We start from the raw sequence: 15,924 nt of genomic DNA, 5'->3' as shown, positions 1-15,924 counted from the left end.
TTCAGCAAGGCGCACCGCGACGAGCCAAACAGCCAGCGGGCACGCAAATGACGGGGACCCTTCCAGGGTCAGAACGAGCAGCCATCGCTAGCTCGGAGTTGCTCAACGAGCGCGGTAGGCCTACTCAACCGTCACAGGAAATACAAATGCATGCTTCAAATGTACCCCATAAGGGCGGCAACGCTCAGTCCCCACCTCCGCAACCAAGCATGTAAATGTCGATAGCAGTGCCGACCTCTCAAAGCAGACTGCGAAGCGACGCAAGCCACCGCCGGCGCGTCTCTTCCGGTGATTGTGACCGGCCCGACACCTCGGTAGCGAGAGAGAGGTAAAGCCCCACGAGAATCTGTGGACACAAGTCAGATGTGTCGGCGGGGTCTATGCCGAGGCGGCGAACGTAGGCATCGCGCAGCCGGATGCTAAGTGACTCATGGAGGTAGGCGAGTTGGCGCTGAACGCGCGCATCGTCGCCAAGCTGATTGCGAATCGCCTGTCGTCGCCTGTCCAGTTCGGTCGTCGGGATCAAGAAGAGTTGCGCAGTCGCCCAGTCAAGCGTCTCGATCGCGTTGAAGTGTGAAGGCGCTGTAAGTACAAGCTCAGCGAGATGCTCTGTGTGATCGTCGACCCCCACCGGATGTCCGAAGAGCCAGTTATCCACAGCCCGGCCAGAGAGTCGCGAATCACTGAATCATCGGTGGCATGACGTTCTCTTTCACCGATCCGCCCGTTTCGCTCCTGCGCCCGCCCATTCCTCTTGTCGCCCGAAAGCATCCGGGGCGACGATATGACGCCGCGGTCGAACGCGGCGATTTGCTCCGCATACGCAGCGGAATTTACGTCGACCGCAGCGACTGGAAGGAGCTTCCCCGGTGGGAGCGATATCTGATGCGCGTTCACGCGGTGGCCGCGAAGCTTCCGCAGGCCGTTTTCACATTTGAGTCCGCGGCAGTGCTCATGGGACTTCCCGTCGTCGGCGATTTTCACACCGTGCACCTCCTGACGACCAAACACGGAACCGCTGGGCGTCGCGGTGATCTCCAATACCACTTCTTCACTGATGACCGCGAGGCGATCACGGTATCGGGCATCGCGATGACTCCGCCCGGCGATACGGCAATTGACATTGCGCGGGTTCGACACCCGGCCTATGCGCTTGCCGTGGCGGACACCGTCGTCCGTGATGTCGGTACGTCGCCCAGCGCTCTGCTGGAGACGAATGACCAACGATCTAGTCGCCGGGGGAGAGGGACCGCGATGTGGCCGCTTGCGAACGCAACTCCGCTAGCGGAAAGCCCTCTCGAATCGATGAGCCGCGCAGTGTGCGAATGGCTCGGGTTTCCGTCACCAGAGCTTCAGGTTCCTTTTCACGTTCCCGGAGTGGGGGAGGTGCGGGTTGACAACTATTGGCGGGAGTACGACATCATCGGCGAGGCGGACGGTCGTCAGAAATACGCGAAATCAGGTACGGCGGGGCTTGACGCTCTGTGGTCAGAAAAGAATCGGGAGGACGGCCTGCGTCAAAGCGTCAAGGGATTCGCGCGATGGGGGTGGGATCACCTGCGCCGGACAACGAAACTCGAGGACGTTTTGTTGAGGGCCGGTCTCCCGCGTGTCAACGAACAGAAGCCCCTACCGTTGCGTTCGCTGGCGGCGCTGCTCTGAGAGTGACAGCCTGCGCCAATTCATGATTTCTGGCACTTTTCTCACCCGGACAGGGTGAGAAAAGTGCCAGAAATCATGAATTGAGCCCTGCCCTCAGCCCTGCGTTCGGAGGGCAGGGAGGATACGGGTGACCATCAGCGGGGCGAGGTCGTCTGTCAGGGGCTGGTTTTCATCTACCCACCGGACCTCCTCGATTTCGGCGGCGGGTGCGATTCCCTGGACGGGCGGGTGCGTGAAAACTGTGCTGTGCACGGTGTATCCCGGTTCGTTTGCGGCGGGAGCGCTGAACACGCCAAGGAGTCGCATCTGGGTGGGGTCGAGGTTGACGCCGATTTCCTCCCGGATTTCGCGAATCCCGGCGTCGACTGCGCTTTCGCCGGGCTCGGGTTTTCCGCCTGGCTGCATGAACATACTGGTGCCGCGCTTGCGGACGGTGAGGATGTGTCCGCTGTCCGCATGACGCAGCACGACGGCCGTGACGTGAACGCGCTTTGTGTCGTGGTCGATCATCGGGAGAACCTCGCCGATCCGTCGTGTTCGAGTGCGACCCTGATGCGATCGCGCATGTCCTCGTTGAGCCCGGCGGCGTCGAGTTCCTTTACCGGGCACCACCACGTCCTGGTGTTCTCCCCGTCTGCCGGGTGAGGAATGCCTCCTTCCGCGCGGAGGCGGAACACGATGTCGAGGTACTGCGCACGGTCGCCGTTCGCATAGGTCATGGGGTCGAGCGCTTTAACCGCGACGAGCGCTTCGGCAACGGCGATGATCCCTGCTTCTTCGGCCACTTCCCGCACAGCGGTGATCGCGGGTTCCTCGCCCGGGTCGACAATCCCGGTCACGGGCGTCACCAAGCCGTTGTCCGCGCGTTCCACGAGCAGAACGTCCTCGTCGCGCACGACAACGGCCGTCACGCCGGTGAGCCAGAGGAGATCGTTGCCGATTTTCTCGCGCAAGGTCAGGATGAAGTCAGGTGTCGCCATGGCTACACACTACGATCGGAGCGCTTGATCCCCGGTCAGTGACCTACGGCAGATAGGGCGCCGCGAGCGGATAGCCGACGAACGCGACGACGTCGAGCAGCGTGTGGGCGACCACGAGCGGCATGACGCGCCCGGTGCGCAGGAAAAGCCAGCCGAAGGCGAGTCCCATGACGACGTTTCCGATGGCCATCGCAGGCCCCTGGTACAGGTGATAGGCACCGCGGAGCAGTGCGACGGCCAGGAGGATCTGCCACGGGCTCCAGGCGAGCTGGCGCAGGCGGGTGATCAGGTAGCCGTTGAGGATCACTTCTTCCAGGAGCCCGGCTCGCGCCGCAGACAGCATGAGTAGGGGGATCGTCCACCAGGCGGCGTCGACGTCTGAGGCCTGTACCTCGAGCGTGAGCCCCATCAGCCTGCTTCCCGCGTAGAGCCCGAGTCCGGGGATGCCGATGGCGGAGAGAAGGGCGATGGCGATCGCGGTATCGCGCCCGAAGCGGCGGAAGTCGAGGCCGATGCGGAGGAGCGCGTTTCGTCCCGGCTCCCATAACAGATAGATCACGAGTGCTACGAGGCAGAGGTCGAAGAACACGTTGAACGTTCGATAGATCGCATCCCAGATGGCCGCGTCGGCGCGGACAGGGTTCAGGGCTGTTGTCTGCTCGGCCAACGGCGCTTCGCGCGTGAGCGAGCGAATGAGTGACAGCACGGAGTAGAGAGCAGATTGCCCGATGGAGAGGGCGAGAACGATGCCGACTTCCCACGCAAGACGCGTGCGGGAAACGGGAGCAATGTCTGTCAGAGCCACGACTGTCAGGGTGCCATAAGGATGCGGACGTATCTTTCGATGAGCTCGATCACAGGAAAATATCAGCACTCTGCTCAACGCTGACCAAGCTGAATACTTCCTGTGGAAGATCTTGCGATTCAATTTTGTGCATTTCGTCGATGCGCTTAGAGTCGCTCCGCGGTCCGCCCCACGGCAGCACATCCAGTCGGACCGCCAAAACACCCCTAACAAGGAGCACAAGTGAAGCGCAACAAGATCGCCCTCTCCGGGCTCGCGCTCGCCGGTGTCGTCAGCCTCACTCTCGCCGGTTGCGCGAGCGGAGCAGGCAACAACGACGCTGACGGGGACATCATCCGCGTGAACGGTACCGAACCTCAGGTTGGTCTGTTCTCGACCGACACCAATGAGGTCGGCGGCGGAAAGATCGTCGACAGCATTTTCTCTGGTCTCATCACCTACGAAGCTGATGGAACAACCGTTCTCGACGTTGCCGAGGACATCTCGATCGACTCGGACAACCAGCTCACGGTCACGATTCGTGAGGGTCTCGAGTTCACGAACGGTGAAGAGATCACCGCGGATAACTTCATCAACGCCTGGAACTACGGCGCAGCGCTCGACAACGAGCAGCGCCAGGCGTACTTCTACTCGTACATCGCTGGATACAGCGCCGAGGAGAACGTCGATGAGCTGTCCGGTCTCGAGCAGATCGACGACCACACCTTCACCATTACGACCGAGGGCACTCCCGCAGCTGACTTCGCAGAGCGCCTCGGTTACTCGGCGTACTACCCGATGCCCGATGTAGCGTTCGAGGACATGGCCGCATTCGGCGAGAACCCCGTCGGCAACGGCCCGTACATGCTCGCCGAAGAGGGCGCATGGCAGCACAACGTGCAGATCGATCTCGTGGCGAACCCGAGCTACGACGGTCCCCGCACACCGAAGAACGACGGTCTCCGTATCGTCTTCTACGCGAACGAGGAAGCGGCGTACGCCGACCTCCAGGCGGGCAACCTTGACATCCTCGACAACGTTCCGCAGTCGATGTTCAGCGTGTACGAGGATGACTTCCCCGGCCGTACCGTCAACATGGGTACGGCTCTGAACCAGACGATCACGATCCCGGGGTGGCTCGAGCACTTCTCGGGTGGAGAAGGGCAGCTGCGCCGCCAGGCGATCTCGATGGCGATCGACCGCGAGGAGATCGCCGACGTGATCTTCCACGGCTCGCGCCTGCCGATGGTGGACTTCTCATCCCCCGTCGTTGAGGGATGGAGCGACGAGATCGAGGGCAACGAGGTTCTGTCGTTCAACCCGGAAAAGGCCGCAGAACTTTGGGCTCAGGCCGACGAGATCGCGCCGTTCAGCGGATCGTTCAAGATCGGCTACAACGCCGACTCGAGCCACGAGGCATGGGTGGAGGCTGTGGCAAACCAGCTCCGCACGAACCTCGAGATCGACGCATCGGGTGACGCTTACCCGACCTTCGCCGAGTTCCGCTCGCAGATCACCGCCGGCCAGATTGACAGCGCGTTCCGTACCGGATGGCAAGCCGACTACCCCGGACTGTACAACTTCCTCGGCCCGCTGTTCGCCACGGGAGCGTCGTCGAACGACGGCAAGTTCTCGTCCGAGGCGTTCGATGGACTTCTGAGCGAGGGCCTCGAGTTCGTTGGTGTCGACAACATCGCGGCAGCGGAGAAGTTCAACGAGGCGCAGTCCGTCCTCCTGGCGGAGCTGCCCGCGATCCCGCTGTTCTACCAGAACGCCGTTGGCGCTTGGACGGAGAACGTCGAGAACGTGGAGTTCGCCTGGAACTCGGTTCCCGTGTACACCGAGGTCACGGTCGCACCGTAACGACACCTCGCATCATCACATTCCCGGGGCGGTGGCTTCCACCGCCCCGGGCCCATGTTCGGAAAACTTGAGGAAGGACGAGGATGGCGAGCTACATCCTCCGAAGAGTTCTGCAGGTGATCCCCGTGTTCTTCGGGGCGACGCTGCTGATCTACTTCATGGTGTTCTCCATGCCGGGCGACCCGATCGCCGGCATGTTTGGAGACCGCACGCCGCCCGAGGCACAGCTTGAGGCGCTTCGCGCGCGCTATGGCTTCGACGACCCGTTCATCGTGCAGTACGCGAACTACCTTCTGGGGGTGTTCCAGGGCGACCTGGGGCAGACGTTCTCCGGACGCGAGGTGTCGGCTGTTCTAGCCGAGACCTTCCCCGTCACGCTGATGCTGGCGGTCGAAGCGATTGCGATCGGTGTTGTTCTCGCTGTTCTGATCGGAACGATCTCGGCGATCTGGAAGGGCGGCATCCTCGATAACGCGATGTTGGTTGTCGCACTGCTCTTCGTCGCCGTTCCCGTCTTTGTCATCGGTATCGTCGCGCAGCTCGTCTTCGGTGTTCAGCTCGGCTGGTTCTCGCCGACCGTCGGGGCAAACGCGGGCTGGAACAGTCTGTGGCTTCCCGCGATCACACTCGCGCTGGGCCTGTACGCAACGAGCATGCGTCTGACGCGCTCGTCGACGATCGAGACGCTCGGACAGGATTGGGTGCGAACGGCGTATGCAAAGGGCCTCCCGCGGCGCCGTGTGATTCCCGTTCACGTGATGCGCAATTCGCTGATCCCCACCGTGACCGATATGGGAACGCAGCTCGGCACGCTGATGGTCGGAGCAACCGTCACCGAGGGCATCTTCAATGTACCCGGTGTCGGTAACACGCTGTTCCAAGCGGTGATCCGCGGTGACAACCAGACGGTTGTGTCCTTCGTCACCGTCTTTGTTATCGCCTACGTCTTCATCAACCTCGCCATCGACCTGCTTTACGGTGTGCTCGACCCGAGGATTCGCTATGTCAAGTAACGCCAACCGTCACGAGCACTACGTTGCGCCCGTTGTTGGTCACAGGCTTGTTGTCGACGAGGTGCGCGTCAGCGAAAAGAAGAGCACGCTGTGGCTCGATGCCTGGCGTGACCTGCGCAAGCGTCCCACTTTCTGGATTTCGCTTGCGGCTGTCGCCCTCATCGTTGTGATGGCCGTCTGGCCGACACTGTTCACGTCGGTGAATCCCACCGCCGGTGCGCTTTCGCGCAGCAACGCGGGGGCGGAGCCCGGCCATCCGCTGGGCTTTGACAAACAGGGCTACGACATCTGGGCGCGCCTCGTCCATGGCGCGAGCACCTCGCTGCTCGTGGGACTGATGGCGACGGCGATCAGCACGGTGCTCGGAATTGTCATGGGTGCCTTCGCCGGTTTCTACGGCGGGTGGGTCGACTCGCTGCTGTCTCGCGTTGGCGACATCTTCTTCACGATTCCCTACATCCTTGCGGGAATCGTCGTGATGTCGGTTCTGCGTGACGGCCGTAACGAGTTCGTTCTGGCGCTGGCGATCGGTGGTTTCGCCTGGGCGTCCGTCGCACGAATCGTCCGTGCTGAGGTGCTTCGTGTGAAGCAGTCGGACTATGTCATGGCCTCGATCGCTCTCGGGATGAGCCGCTTCAAGACTCTTGTCGTTCACGTGCTTCCGAACGCGATGGCCCCCGTGATTGTCGTTGCGACGATCACTCTTGGTCAGGCCATCGTTGCGGAGTCCACGCTGGCCTTCCTGGGCCTCGGCCTCGACGGTGCATCGTGGGGACGGGACATCAGTTCTGCTCAGATCGACATTCGTGTGGCTCCCATGCCGCTCGTGTGGCCGTCGATCGCCCTCGGCGTCACGGTTCTCGCATTCATCACGCTCGGTGAGCTGCTGCGAGATGCACTCGATCCGAAGGCGAGGGCTCAGCGATGAGTGAGAAAGAGATGAATATGGATGCGCCTATCGTCAGCGTCCGCGATCTCCGCATCTCGTTCGGGACCGGAAAGAACCAGCGCGAGGTTGTGCACGGCGTCAACCTCGATGTGTTCCCTGGCGAGTCGGTGGCGATCGTGGGGGAGTCCGGGTCGGGGAAGTCGACGACGGCGACCGCGATTATCGACCTCCTCCCCGGAACCGGTCAGGTGACCGGTGGATCGATCATGTTCGGCGGACGTGATCTGACTCGCGTGACGCGTTCGGAGCGCGAGCAGGTTCGTGGGAGCCAGATCGGCTTCGTTCCGCAGGACCCGATGTCGAACCTGAACCCCGTCTGGTCTGTGGGCTTCCAGGTGAAGGAGACGATCCGCGCCAATGGTTTGGCGAAGGGGCGTAAGGAGGTGCACGACCTCGCTGTCGACGTTCTGAAGAAGGCCGGTCTGGCCGATGCTGAGCGCCGTATGCACCAGTTCCCGCACCAGTTCTCGGGCGGCATGCGTCAGCGAGCGCTCATCGGTATCGGCCTTGCCGCCGATCCGCAGCTTCTGATCGCTGACGAACCAACGAGCGCCCTCGATGTGACGGTGCAGCGCGTGATCCTCGATCACCTCTCCGAGCGCATTCGCGAGCAGGGGACGTCGATGCTGTTCATTACGCACGACCTCGGTCTCGCGGCTGATCGTGCCGACCGCATCATCGTCATGAGCAAGGGCGAGATCGTCGAATCGGGCCCCAGCCGCACGATTTTGGAAAAGCCGCAGCATCCCTACACACAGCGTCTTGTGGCGGCGGCGCCGAGCCTGGCGTCGCAGCGCATCCAAGTGGAGGCGCTGGAGGAGGGCATCGAGACGACGACGGATGTTCTGCAGCAGGCGGCTCCTGTGATCGAGGTGAAGAACCTTGTCAAGGAGTACCGCATTCGTGGCGGGGGTTTCCGTAGCGAGCCGTTCCGCGCCGTAGACGACATCTCCTTCCAGATTCCGAAGGGAAAGACCCTCGCGCTCGTCGGTGAGTCTGGCTCGGGGAAGTCGACGACCGCGAAGATGGTGCTGCAGCTCGAGAAGCCGACGAGCGGATCCGTTCTTGTTGACGGCCGTGACGTTGTTGATCTTTCGCGTCGTGAATTGTTCGGTCTGCGTCGCCGGATGCAGCCGGTGTTCCAGGACCCGTACGGTTCGCTCGATCCGCTGCGGTCCATCGGTGCTCTGATCGCAGAGCCCCTGAAGATCCACGGGGTCGGCGATCAGGAGTCGCGTCGTGCGCGGGCGCTCGAACTGCTCGAACAGGTTGCGTTGCCGAAGGCTCTCGCGTCGCGCTATCCGAACGAGCTCTCGGGCGGGCAGCGTCAGCGTGTGGCGATTGCGCGCGCTCTTGCGCTCAAGCCCGATGTCGTCGTTCTCGACGAGGCGGTCTCGGCTCTCGACGTTCTGGTGCAGGACCAGGTGCTGCAGTTGTTGGCAGAGCTGCAGAGCGAACTCGGTCTGACGTACCTCTTCATCACGCATGACCTCGCGGTCGTTCGTGTTGCCGCAGACCTCGTCGCAGTGATGGAGAAGGGGCGAATTGTGGAGCAGGGTTCGGTTGATTCGATCTTCGCGAATCCCTCTCAGGAATACACGCGCCGTCTGCTCGACGCGATTCCCGGCGCTGATCTGGCGCGCGGGGCATAAAGCGAGTCTCGGCGGCGGGGCGTCCTCTTTCCAAGGGGGCGTCCCGCTTCCGCGACCTCAGTAGGCTGGACATCATGTCTCAACCCACCAATCGGATCGTTTTCCGCTCCACATCGGGGTGGGTATCGCTTGCGCTTGTCGCTGTTGTCAGCGCGGTGTTGCTGGGCGACGTCGCGATCCGTTCGAGTCTCTACGATGCGTTCCTCGTGGCGCCGTGGTTGCTTGCCGTCGCCTGGTTCGTCTGGGTGTTCTCGGCGTGGCCGCAGATTGACGCCGACTCGGCCGGTGTTCGCCTGCGCAACCCCCTGCGAGTGATTGACATTCCGTGGGCGCGAGTCGAGAGCATTCGCCTGCGCTTCCAGGCTGAGTTCACCCTGCGCGACGGGGGACGGGTCACGGCATGGGGCGGCGCGGGTCGACGCATGCGCGGACCGCGCAAAAACGGGGGAGAGGATCCGGCCGAGCTCCAGGTGGAGGCGCTGGAACAACTGCACGAGGAATCTGGTCCGAGTGATCGTGCTGTTTCGCGCACGTTTGATCCGCTGACGGTCGGTATCGGCGTGCTGGTCCTGATCTGGCTGGGCGGCTCTGTGACCCTCGCCGGCGGACTGTCGATCTAGCTGATTCGGGCGCCCCGCGCTCTCACAGGGCCACACGGTAGGATCGTGATGCCCTGAATCCGGGGCGCCTCCCTAATTCTGCGAAGGACCCCTTCATGGCGCTTGCCCACCGCTCCGATCTCCGCAACGTCGCGATCGTCGCTCACGTCGACCACGGCAAGACGACGCTGGTTGACGCCATGCTGCGGCAGACCGGTTCCTTCGGCGACCACGAGCAGGTCGACGATCGCGCCATGGACTCGAATGACCTCGAGCGCGAAAAGGGAATCACGATTCTCGCCAAGAACACGGCGATCAGCTACAAGGGCATCCACACGGACTCCCCGATCACGATCAACGTGATCGACACACCGGGTCACGCCGACTTCGGTGGTGAGGTCGAGCGCGGCCTGTCGATGGTTCACGGTGTCGTTCTTCTTGTCGATGCATCCGAGGGCCCGCTTCCTCAGACGCGCTTCGTTTTGCGCAAGGCGCTTGAGTCGAAGCTCCCCGTGATTCTGCTGGTCAACAAGACCGACCGCCCCGACGCCCGTATCGAGGAGGTCGAGGGCGAAGCCCAGGACCTGCTCCTCGGCCTCGCCGGTGACCTGGCTGATGACGTCCCTGATCTCGACATCGATGCCTTGCTCGACGTTCCCGTTGTGTACGCGTCGGGTCGTGCGGGTGCGGCCAGCCTCAACCGTCCTGCTGACGGCGAGCTGCCGGACAACGATGATCTTGAGCCGCTCTTCGAGGCGATTCTGAAGCACGTTCCCGCACCGTCTTACGACGACGAGGCCCCGCTGCAGGCGTGGGTCACCAACCTCGACTCCTCGTCCTTCCTCGGCCGCCTCGCCCTGCTGCGCATCTTCAATGGCACGCTGAAGAAGGGCCAGACCGTTGCGTGGGTCCGTCAGGACGGCAACGTGCAGAACGCACGCATCACCGAGCTGCAGATGACGAAGGCGCTGACGCGCTACCCGGCTGAGCAGGCCGGCCCCGGCGACATCGCCGTTATCGCCGGCTTCGAGGACATCATGATCGGCGAGACGATCGCTGACCCCGAGGACGTTCGCCCGCTGCCGCAGATCACCGTTGACGAGCCCTCGATCTCGATGACCATCGGCACGAACACCTCGCCTCTCGTGGGTAAGGTCAAGGGCCACAAGCTCACGGGGCGCATGGTCAAGGACCGTCTGGACCGCGAGCTGATCGGTAACGTGTCGATCCGCGTGAACGACATCGGCAAGCCCGACGCGTGGGAGGTGCAGGGCCGCGGCGAGCTGCAGCTCGCGATTCTCGTCGAGAACATGCGTCGCGAAGGCTTCGAGCTGACGGTCGGCAAGCCCCAGGTCGTCACCAAGCGTGACGAAAACGGCAAGCTCCTCGAGCCGTACGAGCACCTGACGATCGACACGCCGGAGGAGTACCTCGGCGCGATTACGCAGCTGCTCGCCGCGCGCAAGGGTCGCATGGACGGCATGACGAACAACGGTACCGGGTGGATCCGGATGGAGTTCATTGTTCCGTCGCGTGGACTGATCGGCTTCCGCACCCAGTTCCTGTCCATCACTCGCGGAACGGGAATCGCGAACGCGCTTTCGCACGGCTATGACGAGTGGGCAGGACAGATCGTTGCGCGTCAGTCGGGATCGATTGTTGCCGACCGCTCTGGTGTTGTGACGCCGTTCGCCATGATCGCTCTCCAGGAGCGGATGTCGTTCTTCGTCAAGCCGACGGAGGAAGTTTACGAGGGCATGGTGATCGGCGAGAACTCGCGCGCTGATGACATGGACGTGAACATCACGAAGGAAAAGAAGCTGACGAACATGCGTTCGGCGACGTCTGACTCCTTTGAGTCGATGACGCCGCCGCGCCAGCTGTCGCTCGAAGAGTCGCTGGAATTCGCCGGCGAGGACGAGTGCGTTGAGGTGACCCCCGAGGTTGTCCGTATCCGTAAGGTCGCGCTGAGCGCAAACGAGCGCGCGCGTTCGGCCTCGCGCCTCAAGCGTCAGGGCTGATCCCGCCGTGTCCGCCTGGATCGCGCGCGCCACGGGATGGCTTCTAGCCCTTGTGGCGGGTGCGGTCTTTGGCGTTGCCGGCACAATTAGCCACCCGCTGCTCGTCGGCGGGTGGCTTCCCCTGGGGATGATCGTTGGCGGGATCGCCTGTTTTGGGCTGCTGATCGCGATCCGCCTGCTCATCGAGGACCGGGGCGCGGTGATCGCCGCTGGTCTCGGCATGATCGTGATGCTCGTCGCATTCTCGGGGCGTGGCCCGGGGGGTTCCGTTGTCGTTCCGCAGGCCGCGGAGGGGGAAGTTCCTCTCGGGAGCATCTGGTCCCTTGTGCTTGTCGGAGCCGTTTTGCTGGTGTGCGCGTGGCCGAACATCGCGCGCTTGCGTGCCCTGAGCTCGACATCGCGTCACGGAACGACACAGTAAGGCTCACCTTCGGAGCGTTCCTGCTCAGCCACGCGTAGGATTGGTGATGTGACTTACGTGATCGCCCTTCCCTGCGTGGATGTCAAAGACCGCGCCTGCATCGATGAGTGCCCTGTCGACTGCATCTACGAGGGTGAACGCAGTCTCTACATTCACCCCGATGAGTGCGTGGACTGTGGTGCCTGCGAGCCCGTTTGCCCCGTCGAGGCGATCTACTACGAGGATGATCTGCCCGATGAGTGGCAGGACTACTACAAGGCCAACGTCGAGTTCTTCGACGATGTGGGATCGCCGGGCGGTGCCGCCAAGGTCGGCGTGATCGCCAAAGACCACCCGGTCATTTCTGCGTTGCCTCCACAGGGCGAGTAGACGAATGGGCATCAGCGACCTCGATGACTACCCCTGGGATAGCGTCGAGCCGCTGCGAACGCGCGCGGCTGCGCATCGCGATGGGCTGTGTGATCTGTCGATCGGTTCTCCCGTTGACCCGACGCCACAGATCATCCGCGATGCGCTGAACGCGGCGACGGACGCACACGCGTACCCCGCGACGGCTGGCTCTGCCGAGGTGCGTGAGGCCATCGTTGAGTGGTACGCGCGTCGCCGTGGCGTGCCGGGCCTCAGCGCTCGAAATGTCCTCCCCACGATCGGGTCGAAGGAACTCGTCGCGCTGCTGCCCACGCTGCTCGGCCTCGGCGAGGGCGATGTCGTCGTTCACCCGCGTGCGGCGTACCCCACGTATGAGGTCGGGGCACGCGTTGCGAATGCAACGCCCGTCGCTGCCGACGACCCTTCCGCGTGGCCCGAGGGAACGAAGCTGGTCTGGATTAACTCACCCGGGAACCCTGATGGGCGGGTGTGGGACGTTTCGTCGCTGCGCGCGGCGGTGATTCGAGCGCGTGAAATCGGCGCAATGATCGCCAGCGATGAGTGTTACGCAGAGCTGGGTTGGGATGCGCCGTGGGACAGCGAGACGATTCCCAGCATCTTGGACCCTCGTGTGGCGGGCGCGGACCGCGCGAATCTGCTCAGCGTGTATTCGTTGAGCAAGCAGTCGAACCTCGCTGGCTATCGCGCGGCATTCGTCGCCGGAAGCGGGCAGATGGTCGCGCAGCTTCTGAAGAATCGCAAGCACCTCGGACTGATGCCACCGGCACCCGTTCAGCACGCGATGGCAGTTGCTCTCGCTGACGACGCACATGTCGCGCACCAAAAGGGCCTCTACCGCGCCCGTCGAGACCGGCTGAAGCCTGCTCTGGAATCGGCGGGATTCCGTGTTGACGCCTCGGAAGCAGGGCTGTACCTCTGGGCGACCGAGGGCCTAGATGCCTGGGAAACGATGGCGCGGCTCGCTGATCTTGGCATCCTTGCTGGCCCGGGTGTCTTTTACGGGGATTTCTTTCCGCAGCATGTGCGCCTGTCGTTGACGGCGACGGACGCCAGTATCGACGCAGCGGCGAGCCGGCTCGAACGCGCCTGAGCACGTTGCTCCGCACGAGAAGATCCTTGGTGGGAATCCTCAACATAAGGCCCATGGATACTGCCGATTTTCACAGTGCCGGGGTGGTGCCGTTAGGCTAGGGCAGGACCTCCCGCAACCAACCCAGCGGGCGAGTTCCACCGAAAGCACAACACGCGAGGAGGCGCCGTGAGCGAAGCGGGAATGATGCCCGAGAAGGCCACATTGACCGTCGGAGACAAGACCGCTGAGTTCCCCGTTCTGCCGTCCGTCGAGGGGAAGCCGTCGATCGACGTTTCGACCCTGTCGAAGCAGACGGGATACACCGCACTCGACTACGGCTTCGTGAACACGGCGTCGACCAAGTCCGAGATCACCTACATCGATGGTGAAGCGGGAATTCTGCGCTACCGCGGATATCCGATCGATCAGCTTGCCGATAACGCGAGCTTCCTCGAGGTGGCCTGGCTGCTGATCTATGGCGAGCTTCCGACGGCCGATGAGCTGGCGGGCTTTGACGAGAAGATCCGTCGGCACACGCTGCTCCACGAAGATCTGAAGAACTTCTTCTCTGCGCTGCCGTCGAGCGCGCACCCGATGTCGGTTCTGTCGTCCGCGACGGCCGCTCTGTCGACGTATTACGAGGATGGCTCCGACCCCGCCAATCCCGAGCACGTCGAGACGAACATCATCCGACTGCTGGCGAAACTGCCCGTCATCGCGGCGTACGCGCACAAGAAGTCGATCGGGCAGGCGTTCCTGTACCCGGACAACTCGCTGAGCTACGTCGAGAACTTCCTGCGCTTGAACTTCGGCAACATGGCGGAGCCGTACGAGATCAACCCGGTCATGGTGCGTGCTCTCGAGCGTCTGCTGATTCTGCACGAGGACCACGAGCAGAACGCATCCACTTCCACGGTGCGCCTCGTTGCGTCGACGGGTGCCGATCAGTTCGCCTCGATCTCCGCAGGTATCCACGCGCTGTCCGGTCCTCTTCACGGCGGGGCAAACGAAGCCGTTTTGAAGATGCTGGGTGACATTCGCGATTCGGGCGAGGGCGTTCACCGGTTCGTCGAGCGGGTCAAGAACAAGGAAGCCGGTGTGAAGCTCATGGGCTTCGGGCACCGTGTGTACAAGAACTACGATCCGCGCGCGAAGATCGTGAAGCAGTCTGCCGATGAGGTCCTCGCGGCGCTGGGAGTCAACGACCCCCTTCTCGACATCGCGAAGGAACTCGAGGAGATTGCCCTCGCAGACGAGTACTTCCAGTCGCGCAACCTGTACCCCAACGTCGACTTCTACACGGGCGTGATCTACAAGGCCATGGGCTTCCCCGAGCGGGTCTTCACGGTGCTTTTCGCCATCGGTCGTCTTCCCGGTTGGCTCGCCCAGTGGCGCGAGCAGAACCTTGACGGACAGGGCCGTATCGGCCGTCCGCAGCAGTTGTTCCTCGGTCAGCCGGAGCGCCAGTACCCGGCGAAGTAACTCCGATAGACAAAAGAGCCGCCCCGAGGGGCGGCTCTTTTCGTGCGGCATACGCGTGGTTATGCGTGGAGCGTTTCGTTCAGGGTGACACCGACGCCGGAGCGCTTGCGCGCTTCGATGGCGCCCGAGACCGAGTTACGGATGAACAGCACGCCATTCACGCCGGACAGCTGTGCCCCCTTGACGATCTGCGGCGCGCCGTCTGCTGTTCTGGCCTCGTCGGCGAGAACGACCTTCGTCCCGGCCGTGACGTACAGTCCCGCCTCGACAACGCAGTCGTCTCCGAGCGAGATGCCGATTCCGGCGTTGGCACCGAGAAGGGTCCGTTCGCCAATCGACACGCGGTGGCTGCCTCCTCCGGACAGGGTGCCCATGATCGAGGCACCTCCTCCGACATCTGAGCCATCGCCGACTACGACGCCCTGCGAAATGCGCCCCTCGACCATGGAGGCGCCGAGCGTGCCGGCGTTGAAGTTGACGAAGCCCTCGTGCATCACGACGGTGCCTGATGCGAGGTGAGCGCCAAGACGAATGCGCGAGGCATCACCGATGCGAACGCCGTCGGGCAGAACGTAGTCGGTCAGCCGCGGGAATTTGTCCTGTGCGTAGACCTGAACACCAGCGGCACGCAGCGCGGGCAGCGTGGCCGCTGCGACGGCAGGAACCATCGGCCCCCGGTTGGTCCAGGCGTTGTTTGGTAGGTGCGGGAAGATGCCATCGAGGCTGATCGTGTTCGGCGCCACGAGGAGATGCGAGAGTGCGTGCAGACGCAGGTAGGCGTCCGAGGTGCCGGTGACGGGGCCGTCGAGGTCGATCTCGATAGCCACCGCCTGCGTTGTCACGCCACGGATATCGTCCGCGGACTCCGCAGGAGCGAGAGCGGCGAGTTCCGCATCAACATCGCGGTCGGCCAACGCCGTCAGAGTGGGAGAGGGGTACCAGGTGTCGAGAACCGTGCCGTCGGCCGCAATCGTTGCGAGTCCGACGCCGGATGCCCAGCGCGTGTCAGTCATATGACAAGGCTATCGGCCGTCGG

At 63.0% G+C, this 15,924-nt stretch carries 15 protein-coding genes; 11 read left to right on the top strand and 4 right to left on the bottom strand.

Annotated features, from left to right (window positions below; translation table 11 throughout):
• The first annotated feature begins 699 nt into the window (after nucleotides 1-699).
• The gene (locus G6N81_RS03595) at nucleotides 700-1,662 is read left to right on the top strand and encodes a hypothetical protein (RefSeq protein WP_165133184.1); all 963 of its coding nucleotides are present in this window, start codon (nucleotides 700-702) and stop codon (nucleotides 1,660-1,662) included.
• Nucleotides 1,663-1,755: 93 nt separating this feature from the next.
• On the opposite strand, the gene G6N81_RS03590 is transcribed toward G6N81_RS03595, so the two are convergent.
• From G6N81_RS03590 to G6N81_RS03580, 3 genes are read right to left on the bottom strand one after another with little or no spacing between them, the layout of a single operon-like run.
• Nucleotides 1,756-2,172 (bottom strand): NUDIX hydrolase, encoded by a 417-nt coding sequence (locus G6N81_RS03590; RefSeq protein ID WP_165133182.1) that lies wholly within the window; start codon nucleotides 2,170-2,172, stop codon nucleotides 1,756-1,758.
• Entirely contained in the window at nucleotides 2,169-2,642 is a 474-nt protein-coding gene (locus tag G6N81_RS03585; protein WP_165133180.1) for an NUDIX hydrolase, read from the bottom strand. Before G6N81_RS03585 ends, G6N81_RS03590 begins: the two co-directional genes overlap by 4 nt.
• 43 nt (nucleotides 2,643-2,685) lie before the next feature.
• Nucleotides 2,686-3,447: a CPBP family intramembrane glutamic endopeptidase gene (locus G6N81_RS03580; RefSeq protein ID WP_241245052.1), complete on the bottom strand. Its 762-nt coding sequence runs from the start codon at nucleotides 3,445-3,447 to the stop codon at nucleotides 2,686-2,688.
• A 222-nt stretch (nucleotides 3,448-3,669) separates the two neighbouring features.
• Here G6N81_RS03580 and G6N81_RS03575 point away from each other — a divergent pair, with 222 nt between their 5' ends.
• From G6N81_RS03575 to G6N81_RS03530, 10 genes are all read left to right on the top strand, one after another.
• Nucleotides 3,670-5,289 carry a peptide ABC transporter substrate-binding protein gene (locus tag G6N81_RS03575; RefSeq protein WP_165133175.1) on the top strand — a complete coding sequence of 540 codons (1,620 nt, stop codon included), beginning with the start codon at nucleotides 3,670-3,672 and terminating at the stop codon, nucleotides 5,287-5,289.
• An 83-nt stretch (nucleotides 5,290-5,372) separates the two neighbouring features.
• Nucleotides 5,373-6,302: an ABC transporter permease gene (locus tag G6N81_RS03570; RefSeq protein ID WP_165133173.1), complete on the top strand. Its 930-nt coding sequence runs from the start codon at nucleotides 5,373-5,375 to the stop codon at nucleotides 6,300-6,302.
• Nucleotides 6,292-7,230: an ABC transporter permease gene (locus G6N81_RS03565; protein ID WP_165133171.1), complete on the top strand. Its 939-nt coding sequence runs from the start codon at nucleotides 6,292-6,294 to the stop codon at nucleotides 7,228-7,230. Before G6N81_RS03570 ends, G6N81_RS03565 begins: the two co-directional genes overlap by 11 nt.
• The gene (locus tag G6N81_RS03560) at nucleotides 7,227-8,903 is read left to right on the top strand and encodes a dipeptide ABC transporter ATP-binding protein (protein WP_165133168.1); all 1,677 of its coding nucleotides are present in this window, start codon (nucleotides 7,227-7,229) and stop codon (nucleotides 8,901-8,903) included. The genes G6N81_RS03565 and G6N81_RS03560 overlap by 4 nt, the downstream gene beginning before the upstream one ends.
• A gap of 74 nt (nucleotides 8,904-8,977) precedes the next feature.
• Entirely contained in the window at nucleotides 8,978-9,523 is a 546-nt protein-coding gene (locus G6N81_RS03555) for a PH domain-containing protein (protein WP_165133165.1), read from the top strand.
• 95 nt (nucleotides 9,524-9,618) lie between these two features.
• A complete protein-coding gene (typA, locus tag G6N81_RS03550; protein WP_165133162.1) occupies nucleotides 9,619-11,523 on the top strand; it encodes a translational GTPase TypA in 1,905 nt (634 codons plus the stop codon).
• Nucleotides 11,524-11,530: 7 nt separating this feature from the next.
• Nucleotides 11,531-11,944, top strand: coding sequence for a histidinol dehydrogenase (locus G6N81_RS03545; RefSeq protein WP_165133159.1), 414 nt, complete (start codon nucleotides 11,531-11,533; stop codon nucleotides 11,942-11,944).
• A gap of 48 nt (nucleotides 11,945-11,992) precedes the next feature.
• Nucleotides 11,993-12,313, top strand: a complete 321-nt coding sequence (gene fdxA, locus G6N81_RS03540; protein ID WP_165133156.1) for a ferredoxin — start codon at nucleotides 11,993-11,995, stop codon at nucleotides 12,311-12,313.
• 4 nt (nucleotides 12,314-12,317) lie between these two features.
• Nucleotides 12,318-13,424 carry a succinyldiaminopimelate transaminase gene (gene dapC, locus G6N81_RS03535; RefSeq protein ID WP_165133153.1) on the top strand — a complete coding sequence of 369 codons (1,107 nt, stop codon included), beginning with the start codon at nucleotides 12,318-12,320 and terminating at the stop codon, nucleotides 13,422-13,424.
• A 183-nt stretch (nucleotides 13,425-13,607) separates the two neighbouring features.
• Nucleotides 13,608-14,888, top strand: coding sequence for a citrate synthase (locus tag G6N81_RS03530; RefSeq protein ID WP_165137711.1), 1,281 nt, complete (start codon nucleotides 13,608-13,610; stop codon nucleotides 14,886-14,888).
• 59 nt (nucleotides 14,889-14,947) lie between these two features.
• Here the strand turns inward: G6N81_RS03530 and dapD are convergent, their stop codons facing one another.
• On the bottom strand, nucleotides 14,948-15,901 hold the full coding sequence (gene dapD, locus G6N81_RS03525; RefSeq protein WP_165133150.1) for a 2,3,4,5-tetrahydropyridine-2,6-dicarboxylate N-succinyltransferase: 954 nt from the start codon (nucleotides 15,899-15,901) through the stop codon (nucleotides 14,948-14,950).
• Nucleotides 15,902-15,924 lie beyond the last annotated feature (23 nt).

Source organism: Microbacterium amylolyticum, assembly GCF_011046975.1.
Classification (GTDB): domain Bacteria; phylum Actinomycetota; class Actinomycetes; order Actinomycetales; family Microbacteriaceae; genus Microbacterium; species Microbacterium amylolyticum.
Note: the sequence above shows the minus strand (reverse complement) of the source record. Positions and strands in the feature narration are given on the sequence as shown.